Source organism: Kitasatospora xanthocidica (genome assembly GCF_014656195.1).
GTDB lineage: Bacteria > Actinomycetota > Actinomycetes > Streptomycetales > Streptomycetaceae > Kitasatospora > Kitasatospora xanthocidica.
The window spans coordinates 154,459-172,537 of the sequence record NZ_BNBY01000001.1; the positions used below are offsets into that span (position 1 = coordinate 154,459).

6 protein-coding genes are annotated in these 18,079 nt (G+C 74.6%); 1 reads left to right on the forward strand and 5 read right to left on the reverse strand.

Translation table 11 applies throughout. The features are described 5' to 3' along the window. Nucleotides 1-64 precede the first annotated feature (64 nt). Nucleotides 65-1,801 (forward strand): acyl-CoA dehydrogenase family protein, encoded by a 1,737-nt coding sequence (locus IE332_RS00660; protein ID WP_189913059.1) that lies wholly within the window; start codon nt 65-67, stop codon nt 1,799-1,801. 75 nt (nt 1,802-1,876) lie between these two features. Here the strand turns inward: IE332_RS00660 and IE332_RS00665 are convergent, their stop codons facing one another. The 5 genes from IE332_RS00665 to IE332_RS00685 all read right to left on the reverse strand — a co-directional run bounded on the left by IE332_RS00665 (nt 1,877) and on the right by IE332_RS00685 (nt 18,011). Then, on the reverse strand, nt 1,877-3,106 hold the full coding sequence (locus IE332_RS00665; protein WP_189913060.1) for a cytochrome P450: 1,230 nt from the start codon (nt 3,104-3,106) through the stop codon (nt 1,877-1,879). A 2-nt stretch (nt 3,107-3,108) separates the two neighbouring features. Continuing rightward, a complete protein-coding gene (locus IE332_RS00670) occupies nt 3,109-3,909 on the reverse strand; it encodes an SDR family NAD(P)-dependent oxidoreductase (protein WP_189913061.1) in 801 nt (266 codons plus the stop codon). 134 nt (nt 3,910-4,043) lie between these two features. Further along, nucleotides 4,044-5,102 carry a guanitoxin biosynthesis L-enduracididine beta-hydroxylase GntD gene (gntD, locus tag IE332_RS00675; RefSeq protein ID WP_189913062.1) on the reverse strand — a complete coding sequence of 353 codons (1,059 nt, stop codon included), beginning with the start codon at nt 5,100-5,102 and terminating at the stop codon, nt 4,044-4,046. Nucleotides 5,103-5,250: 148 nt separating this feature from the next. Beyond that, nucleotides 5,251-11,694, reverse strand: coding sequence for a non-ribosomal peptide synthetase (locus IE332_RS00680; protein WP_189913063.1), 6,444 nt, complete (start codon nt 11,692-11,694; stop codon nt 5,251-5,253). Next, nucleotides 11,691-18,011: a non-ribosomal peptide synthetase gene (locus tag IE332_RS00685; protein WP_189913064.1), complete on the reverse strand. Its 6,321-nt coding sequence runs from the start codon at nt 18,009-18,011 to the stop codon at nt 11,691-11,693. The genes IE332_RS00680 and IE332_RS00685 overlap by 4 nt, the downstream gene beginning before the upstream one ends. Nucleotides 18,012-18,079 lie beyond the last annotated feature (68 nt).

Here is an 18,079-nt window from a genome sequence, read left to right on the forward strand (position 1 = left end):
CCTGGCGACACTGCACCGGAACACCGTCGGGCGTTCCGTATTCCCGTGCACAGGAGCCAGCCGTATGGAGCCGAATTCCGTTCCCCGTCCGACCCGGAGCCTGACCGCCGAGCTGGAGGGCCTGCTGGGCGATCCGCTGGCGCCGTCCGGACCGTTCTCCTTCGCCGAGGTCGTGCGGCACGAGGAACTCGACGAGGTCCCGCCGGGCGCGGAGCGGCTGCTCCTGGACTGGGGACTGCCCGAGCGGCTCGTCCCGGCGGTGGCCGGCGGGCGGATGCTCAACCTGGAGTCCGTGCTGGCGGTGACCCGCTCGCTGGCACGCCGCAACCTGACCATGGCGGTGATGTTCGGCTCCAGCATGCTCGGCTGCCAGCCGGTGTGGCTCTGGGGGACGCCCGATCAGCGCAAGCGGATCGCCGAGGCGGTGACCTCCGGGGACAAGCTGTGCTTCGGCATCTCCGAGGCGGAGGTCGGCAGCGACCTGACCACCACCGCCACCACCGCCGTCCTCGACGGCGGGCACTACGTCCTGGACGGCGAGAAGTGGCCGGTCGGCAACGGCAACCGGGCCCGCTTCTACACCGTGCTGGCCCAGGGCCCGCGCGGCCCGATGCTGCTGCTGGTCGACAAGCGGGAGCTGGACCCGGAGAGCGTCGAGCCCAAGCCGATCGTCCGGGCCCTCGGCCTGCGCGGCCACGACGTCAGCGGCGTCCGCTTCACCGGCTCCCGGGTGCCCGCCGACGGCGCGGTCATCGGACGGCCCGGCCGCGCGATGATCGACACCGTCCGCACCCTGCAGATCACCCGCACCGCGATCGGCGGCATGTCCCTCGGCAGCATGGACGCGGCGCTGCGGATCGGGCTGGACTACGCGCACGAGCGCCGGCTGTACGGCGCCGAGATCTACCGCCTCCCGGTGGTCCGCCAGCACCTCGTCGACGCGCACCTGGACCTGCTGATCTCCGACTGCGTGGCGATCCCGGTGGCCCGGGCGCTGACCGTCGCCCCGGCCCGGCTGGCGCTCTGGTCCTCGGTGGTCAAGTACCTGGTGCCGGTGATCGGCGAGGAGACCCTGGAGCAGATGTCCAAGGTGCTCGCGGCGCGCAGCTACCTGCGCGAGCTGGTCGCCTCCGGCGCCTTCCAGAAGATCCGCCGGGACCACTGCATCACCTCGATCTTCGAGGGCACCACCCACGTCAACCTGTTCAACATCGCGACCCAGCTGGCCGCGCTCGCCCCGCTCGCCGACCGGGCCGCCGAGGGCTCCGAGGAGCTGCTGGCCCGGCTGTTCGACCTCTCCGCCGAGGCCCCGGTCTGGGAGCCCGACGGCAACGAACTGGCGCTGTCGACCAACGGGCAGGACGAGATCACCCGGGGCTGGCGCACCGCGGTGGAGCGGCTGGCCGAGGTCGCCGCGGCCGAGTGCCCGCCCGGACAGGACCGCGACCTGGCCGAGGTGGTGGCCGAACTGGACCGCCGCCGGACCGCGCTGTACGGGCGGATCGCGGAGCACGGCATCGAGGCAGCCTCGGTGGCCGGCTCGCGCACCGCGGAGGACCACTGCGTCTTCCACGCCGCCGCCTCCTGCGTGCGCGTCTGGCTGCACAACCGGGGCACCGCGCCGGACGCGGGCTGGCTCGTCCTGGTGCTCCGGCGCCTGCTGCAGCGCCTGGACCGGGACGTCGTGCTGGACGAGCGGGAGGCCTACCTGCCGGGGCTGGAGGCCGTCATGGAGGACTGCCGGGTCAGCCGCCGGTACTTCGGCCTGGAGGCGGTGCTGGAGAGCGGCGCGCAGGGCTGACCCCCGGAAGGCGAGGGAGGCGGCTCCGACCTCGGGTCGGAGCCGCCTCCCTCGCCTTCTTCCGTACCGGGAGGGCTAGTTGGGCACCAGGGTGACCGGCATGGTGGCGTAGCCGCTGAGGAAGTTGGAGTAGACCCGGGTCGGCTCCCCGGCCGGGCGGATCTCGGAGACGTGCTCCTTCAGCCCCTCCAGCATCCCGGCCAGCTCGGCCTTCGCCAGGTAGGCGCCCATGCAGTAGTGCGGGCCGTGGGCGAAGGTCAGGTGCTTGCCGGCGTTGGGGCGGTCCAGCCGGAACTCGTCCGGGGCGTCGAAGACCCGGTCGTCCCGGTTGGCGGAGCCGTTCCACATCGTCACGATGTCGCCGGCCTCGATGAACTCGCCGTGCAGCAGCATGTCGGCGGTGGCCCGGCGGCCGCTGTGCAGGGTGGGCGTGGTCCAGCGCAGGATCTCCTCGACGGCGGCGTCGACGGACACCGCGCCGCTGCGCAGCGCCTCCCACTGCTCGGGGTGGTGCGCCAGCGCGTGCGCGCCGCCGACCATGGCGAGCCGGGTGGTCTCCAGGCCGCCGATGATGATGCTGTAGCAGTTGAAGATCACCTCCTCGCGGGTGAGCCTGCGGTCGCCGACGCTCTGCTCCACCAGCACGCTGACCACGTCCTCGCCCGGCTCGCGGGTGCGCAGCCGGGCCAGTTCGGAGATGTACAGCAGCAGGTCGTTGCGGGCCGCCCAGGTGCCCTCGGCGGAGGGTGAGCCGTCGGTGGCGGCGAGCGCGCCGGAGGTCATCGGGATCAGCTTGGGGCGGTCCTCCTGGGGCACGCCGAGCAGGTCGCAGATGGCCGCGAGCGGGATGTCCGCGGCCACGTCCTGGCCGAAGTCGCACCGCTCGGCCTTGGTGGCTTCGAGGATCAGCTGCCGGACGCCGTTGCGGGCGGCCTCCACGGTGGCGGTGAGCGCGCGCGGGGTGAACGGCCGGGTGAGGATGCCGCGCAGCGCGGTGTGGTCCGGGCCGTCGGTGACGGTCAGCATCTGGCCGACCGCCGAGTCGCTGTCCGCCTGCAGCGTCTCCAGCATGTTGCCGTGCGCCGAGGTGAACGAGGTGTTGTCCTTGTAGAGGGTCTCCATGTCCTCCCTGCGGGTGACGACCCAGAAGCCCTCGCCGCGCTCGGTGTCGCGGTGCCGGTACAGCGGGGCGTTGTCGCGCAGGTGGCGCCAGACCTCGGTGAGGTCGCGGGTGGCGTGCAGGACGGGATCGGCGAGGTCGATCCGGTCCAGCTCGTCGGGGTCCTGGACGGGACGGGTGTCCATGGTCACTTGCCGCCTTCGGGAGCGTCCTGGTCGGGCCGCGGCCGCGGCGCGAGGGGGCCGGGGAAGAACGCGGTGGTGGCGCCGGCCGTCTCGCCGCCGTCCACCACGAACTCCTGGCCGGTGACGAACCTCGCCTGGTCGGAGGCGAGGAAGTGGAAGACCCCGGCGATCTCCTCCGGGGAGGCGTGCCGGCGCGCCGGGATGCGCTCGTTGACCTCGTCGAGCATCGCGTCGGTGTACTCGGCGCGCTGCATCGGGGTCAGCACCGCGCCGGGGGTGACGCACGCGGTGCGCACCAGCGGGCTGAGCTCCATGGCGAAGGTCTGGCAGAGCGAGGCGACACCGGCCTTGGTGGCGTTGTACGGCGCGTAGAGCGGGTAGCCGCGGCTGCCGTTGACCGAGGCGGTGGCGAGCAGCACGCCGTGGCCCCGCTCGATCATGTACGGGGCCGAGTGCCGCCACAGGGCGAGCACGCCGACCAGGTTGACGTCGATGGCGCGGCGCACGTCGGCCTCGGTCAGTTCGAGCACCCCGCCGCGGATGCTGATGCCCGCGTTGGCGATCACCACGTCGAGGGCGCCGCGGGCGGCGTGCACGGCGTCGACGGCCTCCTTGACCGCCTGCCAGTCGGCGACGTCGACCTCCAGGAAGCTCACCGAGCCGGGGCCGCCGTCCAGGCCCGCCGCCGGGGCCTCGGGCTTGGTGACGTCGAGGTTCACCACGTGGTCGCCGGAGGCGGCGAACCGCTCGGCGGTGGCCTTCCCGATGCCGCTGGAGGCGCCGGAGACGATGACTGTGCGCATGGGCGAGGGCCTTTCGAAAGACGCCGGGCCCGGCCGCCGGAGCGGCCGGGTCCCGGCTGGGTGTGCGGGTGCTGGGGTCGGGCCGGGATCAGGCCTGGATCGGGCCGGGGAGGGCCGGGGAGGGCCCGCCGGGATCAGACGATGACCCGGTGCCGGTCGGGGGCGTAACCGGCCAGGTTGCGGCGGAGGTTGCGGCTGACGGTGATCTTCTTCAGCCAGCGGTCGGTGCCGTCGTACCGGGCCTTGAAGGAGCGCCGGCCGTGCGCGGCCTGGTAGTTGTCGACGACCAGCAGGGTGCCGGGGCCGACCACGACCTCCTGCTGGACCCGGGTCAGCTCCGACATCAGCCGGTCCAGGGCCTCGACGGCCTCCCGGTCGTCCCCGACGCAGCGCATGAACGGCAGGTCGATGCGCAGGTACGGGGAGAGGCTGTCGCCGAAGAGCGCGCTGGTGGGCGCGGGGTCGTCGGCCATCCGGCGGAGCTTGGCGAGCGCCGGGTGGTCCGGGTCCGAGGTCTCCAGCTGCCGGATGTGCTCGGTGTCCGGGAGGATGTGGTACCGGTCCTGGGAGAGCACTTCCCGGGTGCGGTCGTCGAGTCGGACGTCCCGGACGGAGGCGACGATGGTCGGCACCGCGTCGGCGTTGCGCAGGCCAAGCAGGATCAGGTAGTCGCAGCGGTTGGGGTGGAAGCCGTCCTCGGTGTGGAACTCCAGCAGGGCCTCGCTGCCGTAGCCGCTCTGCCGGTCCTCGTCGCCGCGGATCGGCAGGATGTTCTGGATGATGCTGCCCTCCTGGAGGGTGGCCCAGCCGAAGGGCTCGCCCAGCGCGATGCCGACCAGCGCCAGCATGGCCTCCTGGGTGCGGGCGGACTCCAGCGCTATCGCGTCGCGCCAGTGCGCCGGGGTCGGGCCGAGCTCGGTGTCGTCCACCGGCAGGCCGTGCACCAGGCAGGCGGCGGCGGGCTCGCGGCGGCGGAAGTCGGCCAGGAAGGACTGCAGGCCGACCGGCAGCATCCGGTCGAACTGCCAGGCCCGGTCGTAGAACTCCTCGTCCAGCGGACTGCCGCAGTCGTCGGCGATCTTGTGGGCGGCCTGGGCCAGTTCGGCGGCCTCGTCCGCGCTCAGGGTGTACTCCGCCAGCCGGCCCTCGTACGGGGTCGGAGCGGTGGCAGTGGACGGTTCGTGACGGTTCATCAGGCGTTCCCTTGCGTGTTCTCCGACCGGTTTCGGCCGGCTGGGGCGGGCGGGTGGTCCTGTGCCGCCTGCCCGGGGGCAGGCGGCGGGGCGGTGTCACGGGCGGAGGGCCGAGCAGGGTCCCGGCTGGCTCCGCCGCCCGGGTCGGTCAGTCCTCGGCGGCGAACTTGGCGATGAACTCGTCGAGTTCGTCCTGGTCGAGGTCGATGAGCGGCTCCTCGGCCTCCTCGTCGGCGTCCGGCGCCGACTCGGTGACCACGGCGGCCAGTTCGGCGACGGACTTGTGGGTGAAGACGTCCCGCGGGGAGATCTCCAGCCCGGCCTCGCGCGCGGCGGTGACCAGCTTGATCGACATGATCGAGTCGCCGCCGAGCGCGAAGAAGCTGTCGTCGATGCCGATCCGGTCGACCTGGAGCACCTCGACGAACAGCCGCCGCAGCAGCTCCTCGCGCGGGGTGCGGGGCGCCCGGCTGCCCTCGGCGGCGGCGAAGCGGGGGGCGGGCAGCGCGGCCCGGTCCAGCTTGCCGTGCGGTGTGGTGGGCAGTTCGGAGATCTCGACCACGGCGGCCGGCACCATGTACTCCGGCAGGTGGGCGGCGACCCGCTCGCGCAGCGCGGCGGGGTCGGTGCCCTCCGGTCCGGCCGGGACGACGTACGCGACCAGCTGCCGCGCCCCCGGGGTGGACTCGCGCAGCTGCACGGTGGCGTGCCGCACGCTCGGGTCGGCGGCCAGCACGGCCTCGATCTCGCCGGGCTCGATCCGGAAGCCGCGCAGCTTCACCTGGTCGTCGGCCCGGCGCACGTAGTCCAGCCGGCCGTCCGGCAGCCAGCGGGCGATGTCGCCGGTGCGGTACATCCGGGTGCCCGGCCCGCCGAACGGGTCGGCGACGTAGCGGCTCGCGGTGAGCTCCGGCCGGTGCAGGTAGCCCCGGGCCAGGCCGGCGCCGGAGATGTACACCTCGCCGGGCACGCCGGCGGGCAGCGGGCGCAGGCAGTGGTCGAGGACCCGGATCCGGGCGCCGACCACCGGGACGCCGATCGACACGGCGACGCCGGGCTCCAGCGGCCCGCCGACGGTCGCGATGATCGTGGTCTCGGTCGGGCCGTAGATGTTCAGCATCCGCCGACCGGGGGCCCAGCGGGCCACCAGCTCGGGCGGCAGCACCTCGCCGCCGGTGACCAGGGTGATCCCCTCCGGCAGGCTGCCGTCGGCCATCGCGGCCAGCGAGGACGGCGGGATGGTGAGGGTCCGCACCCCGGTCCTGGCCACCCAGTCGGCCAGCGGCCGGCCGGGCAGCATCTCCTCGTAGCTGCCGACGACCACGCAGGAGCCGCTCAGCAGCGCGGTGTTGAGCTCGCCCATGGCGCCGTCGAAGCTGGGCGAGGCGAACCACAGCACCTTGCGGCCGGGGCCGAGGTCCAGGTGGCGCCGCTGCGTCGCCAGGAAGCTGGCCAGGCCCGCGTGGGTGACCAGGACGCCCTTGGGGCGGCCGGTGGAGCCCGAGGTGAAGATGATGTACGCGCCGCAGGCGGGCAGCAGCGGGCGGCCGCGCTCGGCGTCGGTCACCTCCCCGGACGGGGTGTCCGCCGGGGCGGTGAGCCGGTCGGTGGTGACCACCCGGTCGCGCAGCCCGTCCGGGATCTTCCCGACCGCGTCGGGCGCGGCCAGGATGAGGTCCGGCCGGGCGTCGGTGAGCATGAACTCGATCCGGTCGGCCGGGTAGTCGGTGTCCACCGGCATGTGGACGGAGCCGCTCTTCCAGATCGCCAGGATGGTGGTGACCAGCTCCGCCGTGCGGGGCAGCAGGACCGCGACGACGCGCTCCGGGCCGGCCCCGTGCGCGAGCAGGACGCGCGCCAGGCGGTTGGCCCGCTCGTCGAGTTCGGCGTAGCTGAGCTCCTCGGTGCCGGTCAGCACGGCCGGCGCGTCGGGGTGCTCGGCGACCCGCTCGGCGAACAGCGCCGGGATGGTGGCCGCGGGGGCGGCGGGGGCGGTCGCGGCCCACCGCTCCAGGACGGTCTCCCTGGTCGCCGCGGACAGCAGGTCCAGCCCGGCGAGCGGCGTGGCGGGCGCCTCGGCGAAGGTCTCCAGCACCCGCAGCACCGAGGCCAGCAGGTCGCCCGCCTCGGCCTCGCCGTACAGGTCGGTGCGGTAGTGGAGCTTGACGTCCAGGCGCTCGCCCGGGCGCACCAGCAGCCGCAGCGGGTAGTGGGCGGAGCCGGGCACGGACGGCTCGCGCAGCCCGATGCCCAGGCCCGGTACGGGCTGGCGCACCTCGGCGTGGTCGATGCCGGCGTTCTCGAAGCCGACGATGGTGTCGAAGAGTTCGCCGAGGCCGACGGCCCGCTGGATCTCGGGCAGCCCGAGGTGGTGGTGGGCGATCAGCTCGGACTGCTCGGTCTGCAGCCGGACCAGGGCCGCGGACAGCGGCTCCGCCGGGTCCAGCACGGCCCGGAACGGCACGGTGTTCATGACCAGGCCGATCGCGTCCTCGACGCCGGGCAGCTCGGGCGCGCGCCCGGACACCGAGGCGCCGAAGACGACGTCGGCGCGGCCGGTCAGCCGCTCCAGGGCGATCGCCCAGGCGCCGTTGAGCAGGGTGTTCACGGTGATCCCGGCGGCGCGGGCGGCGGCGGTGATCCGGGCCGAGGCCTCGGCGTCCAGGACCTCGTGGGCGGTGCCCTGCGCGGCCAGCACCGACAGGTCGGCGTTCGGGGCGACCAGCGTCGGCTCGTCCAGGCCGGCCAGCGCCCCCGCCCAGGCCCGCTCGGCGGCGGCGCCGTCCCGGCCGGTCAGCCAGGCGAGCACCCGGCGGAACGGCACCGGCTCCGGCAGCCCCTCGGCGGAGCCGCCGGCGGCGTACGCGGCGAACACCTCGCGGTAGAACAGCGGCACCGACCAGCCGTCCAGCAGGATGTGGTGGTCCGTCACGACCAGCACGTGGCGGTCGTCGGCGAGCCGGACCAGCAGCGCCCGCAGCAGCGGCGAGGAGCCCAGCGGGAACGGCCGGTCGTGCTCCTCGGCCACCAGCTCCTCGACCCGGCGGCCCTGCTCCCCGGGGGCGAGGGCGCCGAGGTCGACCTCCCGCCAGGGCAGCTCGACCCGCTCGGGGACGACCTGCACGGCCCGGCCGGAGCGCAGCCGTACGAAGCGGGCCCGCAGGTTGGCGTGCCGGGCGAGCACCGTGCCGAAGGCGGCGCGCAGGACGGCGGGCGCCACCTCCCCGTCCAGGTCGAAGACCTGCTGGGTGATGTACGGGTCGACCCGGTCGGGCGCGAGCAGGGCGTGGAAGCTCATGCCCTGCTGGAGCGAGGTCAGCGGCCACACCTCGACGGCGTCGGGGTGGGCGGCCTCGACCTCGGCGCGCTCCTCGGCGGTCAGTTCGAGCAGCGGCCCCTCGGGCAGCGGCTCGGCGGCGGCCTCCGCGGCGTCGGCGTCCCGGGCGGCGGCGGCCAGCGCGGCCACCGTGCGGTGCAGGAAGACGTCCCGGGGGCTGAGCGCGAGCCCGGCCCGGCGGGCCAGTGCGGAGAGCCGCATGGACAGCAGCGAGTCGCCGCCCAGGTTGAAGAAGTTGTCGTGGATCCCGACCTTCTCGACCGGCAGCACCTCGGCGAACAGCCCGCAGAGCAGTTCCTCCTGCTCGTCGCGCGGCTCGCCGCCCTCGCCGCCGCCGTCGAAGCGGACCGCGGGCAGCGCCGCCTTGTCCACCTTGCCGTTGACGGTGATCGGCAGCTCGTCGAGGACCAGGACGGCGGTCGGCACCATGTAGCCGGGCAGCACCTCGGCGGCCCGGGCGCGCAGCGCCGCGCCGTCGACGGTGGCGCCGGGCGCGGCGACCACGTAGCCGACCAGCATCGGCGAGCCGGGGTGGTCCTCGCGGGCCACCACGACGGCGTGCCGCACGCCCGGGTCGGCGGCCAGCACGGCCTCGATCTCGCCCGGTTCGACCCGGAAGCCGCGGATCTTGATCTGGTCGTCGGTGCGGCCGAGGAACACCAGGGTGCCGTCGTCGTCCCGCTGGGCGCGGTCGCCGGTGCGGTACATCCGGGCGCCGGGACCGCCGAACGGGTCGGCGACGAAGCGCTCGGCGGTGAGCACCCGCTGCCCGAGGTAGCCGCGGGCGAGACCGGCGCCGGCCAGGTACAGCTCGCCGGTCACGCCGGGCGGGACGGGCCGCAGCGCGTCGTCCAGCAGGTGGGCCCGCAGGTTGTCGGCGGGGCCGCCGATCACCGGGTGCTCGTGCGCCGCGAAGCGGGCGTACATCGGGTCGACGGTGCACTCGGCCGGCCCGTACAGGTTGTACGCGGACAGGCCGTCGGTGGCGCGCAGCCGCTGCCACAGCGGCTCGTCGACGGCCTCGCCGCCGAGCGCGAGGACGCGCACCGTACGGCCCTCGTCGAGCAGGCCCTCGGCGATCAGCTGGCGGGCGAAGCTCGGGGTGGTGTCCAGCACCTCGATGCCGTGGCGGGTGACGTGGTCGAGCAGGGCCCGCGGGTCGGCCCGCAGCTCCTCCTCGATCATGTGCAGCTCGTGGCCGCCGACCATCCACAGCAGCTGGCTCCACGAGGCGTCGAACACCAGGGAGTTGGTGAGCGCGGCGCGCAGCGGGCGGCCGGCCGCGGCCTGCTCCGGCTGGAACAGGTGGTTGCGGTGGCTGTGGAACATGTTGGCCAGCGACCGGTGCTCGATCGCGACGCCCTTGGGGCGGCCGGTGGAGCCGGAGGTGTAGACGGTGTACGCCAGGTTCTCCGGGCGCAGCGGGGCGATCCGGTCGGCGTCGGTGAGGTCCGCGCCGGTGGGGTCGGCGCCGTCCGGCTCCGGCGGCAGCTCGTCCAGCAGCACCCGCTCGGTGCCCTCCGGCAGCCGGGCGGCGGCCGCGCCGGTGGTGACCACCAGGTGCGGGCGCAGCTCGGAGAAGACCGCGGCGATCCGCTCGGCGGGCTGCTCCAGGTCCACCGGCACGTACACCGCACCGGACTTGAGGATCGCCAGCAGGGTGACGACGGCCCCCGCGGTGCGCGGCAGGGCCATCACCACGGGCCGCTCGGGGGCGGCGCCGCGGGCGACCAGCTGCCGGGCCAGCCGGTTGGCGGCGGTGTTGAGCCCGGCGAAGGTGAGCTTCTCGGCGCCGCAGCTGACCGCGGGCGCGTCCGGGGTGCGGGCGGCCTGCTCCTCGAAGAGCCGCACCAGGGTGCCGGGCGGCGTGGCGACCGGGGCCGGGGCGGCGGCGCGGTCGACGCGCAGCCGCTCCTCCCCGGTGAGCAGCGGCAGCCGGCCGACCGGGGTGTCCGGGCGCTCGACGGCGTGGCCGACCAGCAGGCTCAGGCGCTCCAGCAGCGCCTCGGCCCGCTCCTTCGGGTAGAGGTCGGCGCGGTAGTTGAGCTCGAACACGGTGGTCGGGCCGGGGAAGACGGCCAGGCTGAGCGGGTAGTGGGTGCCCTCGGGCACCTCGTCGACGGCCTCGCCGGCAAGGGCCAGGCGCAGACCGGCAACTTCGACGCCGCGGGCGGAGGCCGGCAGCGGGAAGTTCTCGAAGGCGATGGTGGTGTCGAAGAGGCCGTCGTGGCCGCTGATCCGGTGGATGTCGGCGAGGCCGAGCCAGGAGTGCTCGGCGAGCGCGGCCTGCTCGTCCTGGACGCGGTCGAGCAGCGCGCCGTACGGCTCGGTGTGGTCGATCCGCACCCGGGCCGGGACGGTGTTGATCAGCAGGCCGACGACCCGGTCCACGCCGGGGATCGCGGCCGGGCGGTCGGCCACGGTGCAGCCGAAGACCACGTCGTCGCTGCCGGTCATCAGCGCGAGCAGCAGCGACCAGGCGCCCTGGATCACGGTGTTGACGGTGAGGTTGCGGCCGCGGGCGGCCTCGGCCAGCGCGCGGGAGCGCTCCTCGTCCAGCTCCAGCCGGATCCGGTGCTGGGAGACGTCGCCGCCGGCCAGTTCGGCGCCGCGGCCGAGCAGGGTCGGGCCCTCCAGGCCGGCCAGCGCCTTGCCCCAGGCGGCCTCGGTGGCGGCGCGGTTGCGGGCGCTCAGCCAGCCGAGGTAGTCGCCGACGGAGACGGCCGGGTCCAGGGCGGCGGCGTCACCGCCGTGGTGGAGGATCCGGAAGAGGTCCTCGACGACCACCGGCATCGACCAGCCGTCCATCAGGATGTGGTGGTTGGTCAGCACGAAGACGTGCCGGTCGGCGGCCAGCGCGACCAGGGTGAACCGCAGCAGCGGGGGCTGGGTCATCTCGAAGCGGCGGTGGCGCTCCTCGGTGAGCACCTCCCGCAGCCGCCGCTGCTGCTCGGCGGGGTCGAGGCCGGTGAGGGAGACCTCGGCCCACGGCAGCTCCACCTGGGAGGCCACGGCCTGGAACGGCTCGCCGGAGCGGCGCTGCAGGAACCCGACCCGCAGCGCGGGGTGCCGGGCCACGACCAGTTCGCAGGCGCGCCGCAGCGCGGCCGGGTCCAGCGGTCCGGTCAGCTCGATCGGGAGCTGCATGTTGTAGTGGTCGACGCCCTCCTGCCCGCCGTCGTACAGGGCGTGGAAGAGCATGCCCTCCTGCAGCGGCGTCAACGGCCAGATCGCGTCGAACGAGGTCGGCTTCATTTCCCACTTCTCCAGTGCGCTTCGAGTTCGGCGAGCTCGTCGGCGTCGAGTTCGAGCCGGGGTGCCGCCGGCGGGGCGACGGCGGCCTCGGGCTCGGTCTCGGTGGCGACATCCGCCAGAGCCGCCACGGTGCGGTGACGGAACACGTCCCGTGGGGTGAGGGACAGGCCTGCGATCCGGGCCCGGCCGGCCAGCCGGGTGGAGGCGATGGAGTCGCCGCCCAGGTCGAAGAAGTTGTCGTCGATGCCCACCTGCTGTCCGTCGAGCACCTCGCTGAAGAGGCGGCAGAGCAGGTGCTCGCGGTCGGTGCGCGGCTCGCGCCGCTCCCGCCGGCCGGCCTGCGGAGCGGGCAGGGCGGACCGGTCGAGCTTGCCGTTGGGGGTGAGCGGCAGGGCGGTCAGCGACACGATCGCGGACGGGACCATGTACTCGGGCAGCTGCTCGGCGACCTGCTTGCGGGCGGTGTCCAGGTCGGGCAGGGCGCCGGGCTCGGGCACCGCGTAGGAGACGATCCGCGGGCTGCCCGGGACGTCCTCGCGGACGACGGTGGCGACCTGCCGGATGCCGTCCACCGCGGACAGCGCCGAGTCGATCTCGCCGAGCTCGATCCGGTGGCCGCGGATCTTCACCTGGTGGTCGGCGCGGTCGAGGTAGCGCACCGCTCCGTCGGGGCGGCGCACGCCGAGGTCGCCGGTGCGGTACATCCGGGTGCCGGCCGGGCCGAAGGGGTCGGGGACGAACCGTTCGGCGGTGAGCAGCGGGCGCCGGGTGTAGCCGTCGGTCACGCCGGTGCCGGCGATGTAGATCTCGCCGGGCATGCCGGCCGGGACGGGGCGCAGCGCGCCGTCCAGCAGGTACACCCGCAGGTTGTCGGCCGGGCCTCCGACCGGGACGTCGGCGGTGCCGGTCTCGGACCTGGCCTGCCAGGTGGTGGTGTAGATGGAGACCTCGGTCGGCCCGTACAGGTTGTGCAGGCCGGCCTCGCTGACCTTGCGGAAACGTTCCACCAGGCCGGCGGTCATCTTCTCGCCGCCGCAGAACACCTGGCGCAGGCTGTCGCAGCCGGCCGCGCCGGGCTCCAGCAGGAACAGCTCCAGGGTGGACGGGACGAACTGCGCGGTGTGGACGCGCTCGGTGCGGATCAGCTCCGGCAGGTAGCCGGGGTGCTGGTCGGCCTCCGGCAGCGCGACCACCATCGTCGCGCCGACGTGCAGGGTCCAGAAGATCTCCCACACCGACGGGTCGAAGCTGATCGAGGTGCGCTGCAGCACCCGGTCGCCGGGCGCCAGCGGGAAGCAGCGCTGCATCCAGCGCAGGTAGTTCACGATGCCGCGGTGGGCGACCACGATGCCCTTGGGACGGCCGGTGGAGCCCGAGGTGAAGATCACGTACGAGGTGTGCACCGGGTCGACCGCGCGGTCCGGCGCCGGGCCCGCGGTCTCCCGCGCCGACAGCTCGGCGAAGGTCCGCTCGTCCAGGGTGAGCGCCGGACGGGCGTCCTCGGTCATCGCCCGCACCCGCTCCGGCGGGTACTCCGGGTCCAGCGGGAGGTAGGCGGCGCCGGTGCGCAGGACCGCGAGCAGCGCGACCACCAGGTCCACGCCGCGCGGCAGCGCCACCGCGACCACGTCGCCGGGGCCGATCCCCTCCGCCGCCAGGGTCGCCGCCAACCCGCCGGAGAGCGCGTCGAGTTCGGCGTAGCTGACCCGGCGCTCGCCGTACACCACGGCCTCGGCGTCCGGCGTCCGGCGGGCCTGCGCGGTGAACAGCCCGTGCAGGGTGCCCTCCTGGTGCGCCACGGCGGTCTCGTTGCACGCCTCGACCAGCGCGCGGCGCTCCTCGGCGTCGACCAACTCGACGCGCCCGAGCGGGATTTCCGGCTCGGCGACGAAGGCCCGCAGGTACCGCTCCAGCCGCTCCAGCAGCAGCTCGGCCTGCTCGGCGGCGAACAGGTCCTCGCGGTAGGTGAGTTCGAGCCGCAGCCGCGGGCCGGGGTGGACGATCAGACTGAGCGGGTAGTGGGTGACACCCGTACGGTCGGACTCCGCGACCGCGATCTCCAGCCCCGGCAGGGTCCGGCGGATCGCCTCGCGGTCGGCCGGCGCGTTCTCGAACACCATGGTGGTGTCGAAGAGTTCACCCAGCCCCAGGCCCCGCTGGATGTCGGCCAGGCCCAGGTGGTGGTGCGCGCCGAGCGCGGCCTGCTCGGCCTGCACCTCGGTGTGCAGCTCGGTCAGCGTCCGCTCGGCGGAGAGCCGCACCCGCACCGGGACGGTGTTCATCACCAGGCCGACCAGGTCCTGCATCCCGGCCAGCTGCGGCGGGCGGGCGGAGACCGAGGTGCCGAAGACCACGTCGTCCCGGCCGGTCAGCTGCCCCAGCAGCGCCGCCCAGGCGCCCTGGAAGACGGTGTTCACGGTCAGGCCGGCCCGGCGGGCGGTGCCGCCGAGGTCCGCGGAGAGCTTCTCGGACAGCGACCGGCGGATCAGCGCGGGCATCTCGGTGGTCAGCGCCGCCCCGGGCGCGACCAGACAGGGCTGCTCGATCCCGGCCAGCGCCCGCTTCCAGGCGTCCGCCGCGGTCTCCCGCGGCTGGAGGTCCTGCCAGCGCAGGTAGGCCGCGAAGGAGACCGGCTCGGAGGGCTCGGCCGTCCCGGAGTACGCCGCGAACAGGTCCTTCAGCATGATCCCGACGGACCAGCCGTCGAAGAGCACGTGGTGGCTGGTGAAGACGAGCAGGTGCCGGTCGTCGGCGGTGGTGATCACGGCGAACCGCAGCAGCGGCGGCCGCGCCAGGTCGAAGCGGGTCGCCTTGTCGGCGGCCAGCAGCTCGGCGGTGCGCGCCCGCTGCTCCTCGGCGTCGAGCCCGCGCAGGTCGTGCACGGCCCAGGGAACGGCCAGCTCGGCCGGGATGGTCTGCCGGGCCTCGCCCAGCCCGTCCAGGTCGAAGCCGGCGCGCAGCGCGTCGTGCCGGGCGACCAGGGCGTCGCAGGCGGCCCGCAGCCGGTCCGTGGCGACCTCGCCGGTCAGGTCGAAGACCATCTGGCCGATGTACGGGTCGGCGCCGGAGTCGTCCGCGTACAGCGAGTGGAACAGCATGCCCTGCTGCAGCGGGGTCAGCGGCAGGCCCTCGGACGGGCCGCCGGCGTCGGTCAGCAGCGACCGGTCGAGGTCCGCGGCCCGGCCGCCGTCGGCGACCGCGGCCATGGTGGCGGCGGTGCGGTAGGTCAGGACGTCCTGCGGGGTGAGCGCCAGGCCGGAGTTGACCGCCCGGGCGGCGAGCTGGACGGCGGTGATGGAGTCGCCGCCCAGGTCGAAGAAGCTGTCGTCGATGCCGATCGCGTCCGCGCCGAGCACCTCGTGCAGCAGCTCGCAGAGCACCGTCTCGGTGCGGGTGCGCGGCGGCCGGCGGGTGGCGCCGCCGCGGATGTCGGGCTCGGGCAGCGCGTCCCGGTCGATCTTGTTGTTCGAGGTGAGCGGGAAGGCGTCCAGCACGACGACCGCGGCCGGCACCATGTGCTCCGGCAGGGTCCGGCCGACCCAGGCGCGCAGCTCGGCCGGCTCGACCTCGGCCTCGGGCGCGGCCACCACGTAGGCGACCAGCCGGCGCGCACTGCCCTGCCCGGCGCGGGCCACCACCGCGGCCCGGGCGACCGAGGGGTGCGCGGTGAGTCTGGACTCGACCTCCCCGAGCTCGACCCGGAAGCCGCGGATCTTCACCTGGTGGTCGCTGCGGCCGACGAAGTGCAGCTTGCCGTCCGGCCCCCAGGAGCCGTTGTCGCCGGTGCGGTACATCCGGCTGCCGGGCGGGCCCCACGGGTCCGCGACGAAGCGCTGCGCGGTGAGGTCGGGACGGCGGTGGTAGCCGACCGAGACGCCGGGGCCGGCCAGGTAGATCTCGCCGGTGACGCCGGGCGGCACCGGGCGCAGCAGCGTGTCCAGCACCAGGACCCGGGCGTTGTGCAGCGGCGAGCCGATCGACGGCGTGCCGGGGCCGGTCAGCGGCCCGGTCATGGTGGTGAACACGGTGCTCTCGGTGGCGCCGTACACGTTGTGCAGCCGGTGCGCCCCGCCCCAGCGGCGGACCAGCTCGGCGGGCAGCGCCTCGGCGCCGACCGCGATGATCAGGTCGTCCGGCAGCGAGCCGGGCGGGAAGGCGGCCAGCACGGACGGCACGGTGCCCACGCAGCTGACCCGGTGCTCGGCGATGAACTCGGCCAGCTGCGGGCCGGGCATCAGCTTCGGCGGGGCGATCACCGCGCAGCCGCCGCTCATCAGCCAGACCGACAGCTCCCACATCGACGGGTCGAAGCTGGGCGAGCTGATCATCAGCACCCGCTCGCCCTCGCGCAGCGCCAGCACGCCGGGCTGGGACTCGGCGAAGTCGGCCAGGCCGGTGTGCGGCACCAGCACGCCCTTGGGACGGCCGGTGGAGCCCGAGGTGTAGATCATGTACGCGATGTCGGCCGCGGTCGGCGCGGTCGGGGGCGCCGGGAGGGCCGGGTCGGCGGCGTCCAGCGCGGCCGCCACCTCGGCGTCGTCGAGGTGCACCACGGCCAGGCCGTCGCGGGCCGGCAGCCCGTCGGCGCGGCGGGTGAGCATCAGGTCCGGCCGCGCGTCGGCGAGCATCCCGTCCACCCGGTCCGCCGGGTAGCCCGGGTCCACCGGGAAGTAGACGGCGCCGGCCTTCATCACCGCGAGCAGCGCCACCAGGTTGTCCAGGCCGCGCGGCAGGGCGACGGCGACGAAGCCGCCGTGGCGCACTCCGCGCTCGACCAGCATCCGCGCCAGGTGGTTCACCCGGGCGTCGAGCAGGCGGTAGCTGAAGGTCCGCCCCTCGGACTCCACCGCGTCGGCGTCGGGGGTGCGGGCGGCCTGCCGCTCGAACAGCTCCGGCAGGGTGGCGCGTTCGGTCGGCCACTCGGTGTCGTTGAACTCGTCCAGCACCCGGGCCTGTTCGACCTCCGTGGCGAGCTGCAGCCGGGCCAGCGGGGTGTCCGGGTCGGCCTCGGCCAGGCGGTGCAGGAAGGCCAGCAGCCGGACGGTGTGGGCGTCCAGGTCCGCCTGGTCGTAGCGGGCCTCGTTGCCCTCCAGGCGGACGTGCTGCCCGCCGGCCGGGTCCGGGAACAGGGTGAGGACCAGGTCCGGGACCTGGCCCGCGTTGAGGCCGGTCACGGTGGCCGGGAAGCCGGCCAGCTCGGTGCGGTCGCCGGTGGGCACCAGGTTGAGCGCGGTGTGGAACAGCCGGTCGCCCGCGTCGCGCATGCCGAGCTCGCGGCGGATGTGCTCGTGCGGGAAGCGCTGGTGGGTGAGCAGTTCGCCGAGCCGCGCGGAGGTGTGGTCGATCAGCTCGCCGACCGTCATCCCCGGGTGCAGCTGGACGCGCAGCGGCAGCTCGTTGGCGAGCATGCCCGGGGTGGCGCGGGCCGCGTCGGTGCGCCGCACGGTGGCGGTCAGCCCGAGGACCAGGTCCTGATGGCCGCTCAGGCCGCTGAGGTAGGCGGCGACCCCGGCCGCGACCACCGCCGTCCAGTCGGTGCGCCGGCGCCGGCCGAGCTTGCGCAGCGCCGTCGCGTAGGTCGAGTGCAGCAGGGTCTGGGCGCGCAGCACGTCGCCCACCCAGTCGGCGGCCCGGGGGGCCACGGTGACCGGCTCGGGCCGGTCGGTCAGCCGCTCCAGCCAGTACCTGCGGTCCGCCTCGTACTGCTCCGACTCCAGGTAGGCGGCCTCCTCCAGGGGCAGCACCAGGGAGGACGGCAGCGGGCGCCCGCCCGGCTCGGTGCCGGCGGCCATCGCCTTGTAGAGCCCGTTGATCCGCTCGGTGAGGATGGCCAGGCCCTGGATGTCGGTCAGCACATGGTGGTAGCTGCTGTACCAGAACCAGTGGCCCGCACCGAGCCTGAGCAGCACGTCCTCGCCCACCGGCCCGCGCCGCAGGTCGTAGGTGGTGCTCATCCGCTCGGCGATCCACCGGTGGGCGGCCAGCTCGGGGTCGGCCCGGTCGGAGAGGTCGACGACGTCCCAGCCGGCGTTGGAGCGGCCCAGGTACTCCTGGTACGGGCCGTCCGCGTCCTCGCCGAGGCGCACCTCGAAGACCTGGGACTCGGCGTGCGCCTGCCGGATCGCCCGGTGCCACAGCCCGGGGTCGAGCGGGCCGCGGATCTCGAAGCGGCGCACCAGGTTGAACCTCGGCGAGTCCGGCGCGAACTGCTGGGCGAGCCAGAGCGCCCGGCTCGCGGCGGTCAGCGGCGTACGGTCCCCGGCTTCGCGGATCGGCGAGTGCGGACCGGATCCTTCTCGATCGCTTGCCCGGTTCACACCTGGCTCCTCTCCGCGGCGGTCGGCCGGCGGCGCGGGCGGCCCCCTGGCCGCTGGCCGGTGACCGC

Bases quoted from the DNA above. Each gene is read 5' to 3' on its own strand.
- IE332_RS00680 (WP_189913063.1), bottom strand. From the start codon at position 11,694: ATGAAGCCGACCTCGTTCGACGCGATCTGGCCGTTGACGCCGCTGCAG.
- IE332_RS00670 (WP_189913061.1), bottom strand. From the start codon at position 3,909: ATGCGCACAGTCATCGTCTCCGGCGCCTCCAGCGGCATCGGGAAGGCC.
- gntD (WP_189913062.1), bottom strand. From the start codon at position 5,102: ATGAACCGTCACGAACCGTCCACTGCCACCGCTCCGACCCCGTACGAG.
- IE332_RS00660 (WP_189913059.1), top strand. From the start codon at position 65: ATGGAGCCGAATTCCGTTCCCCGTCCGACCCGGAGCCTGACCGCCGAG.
- IE332_RS00665 (WP_189913060.1), bottom strand. From the start codon at position 3,106: ATGGACACCCGTCCCGTCCAGGACCCCGACGAGCTGGACCGGATCGAC.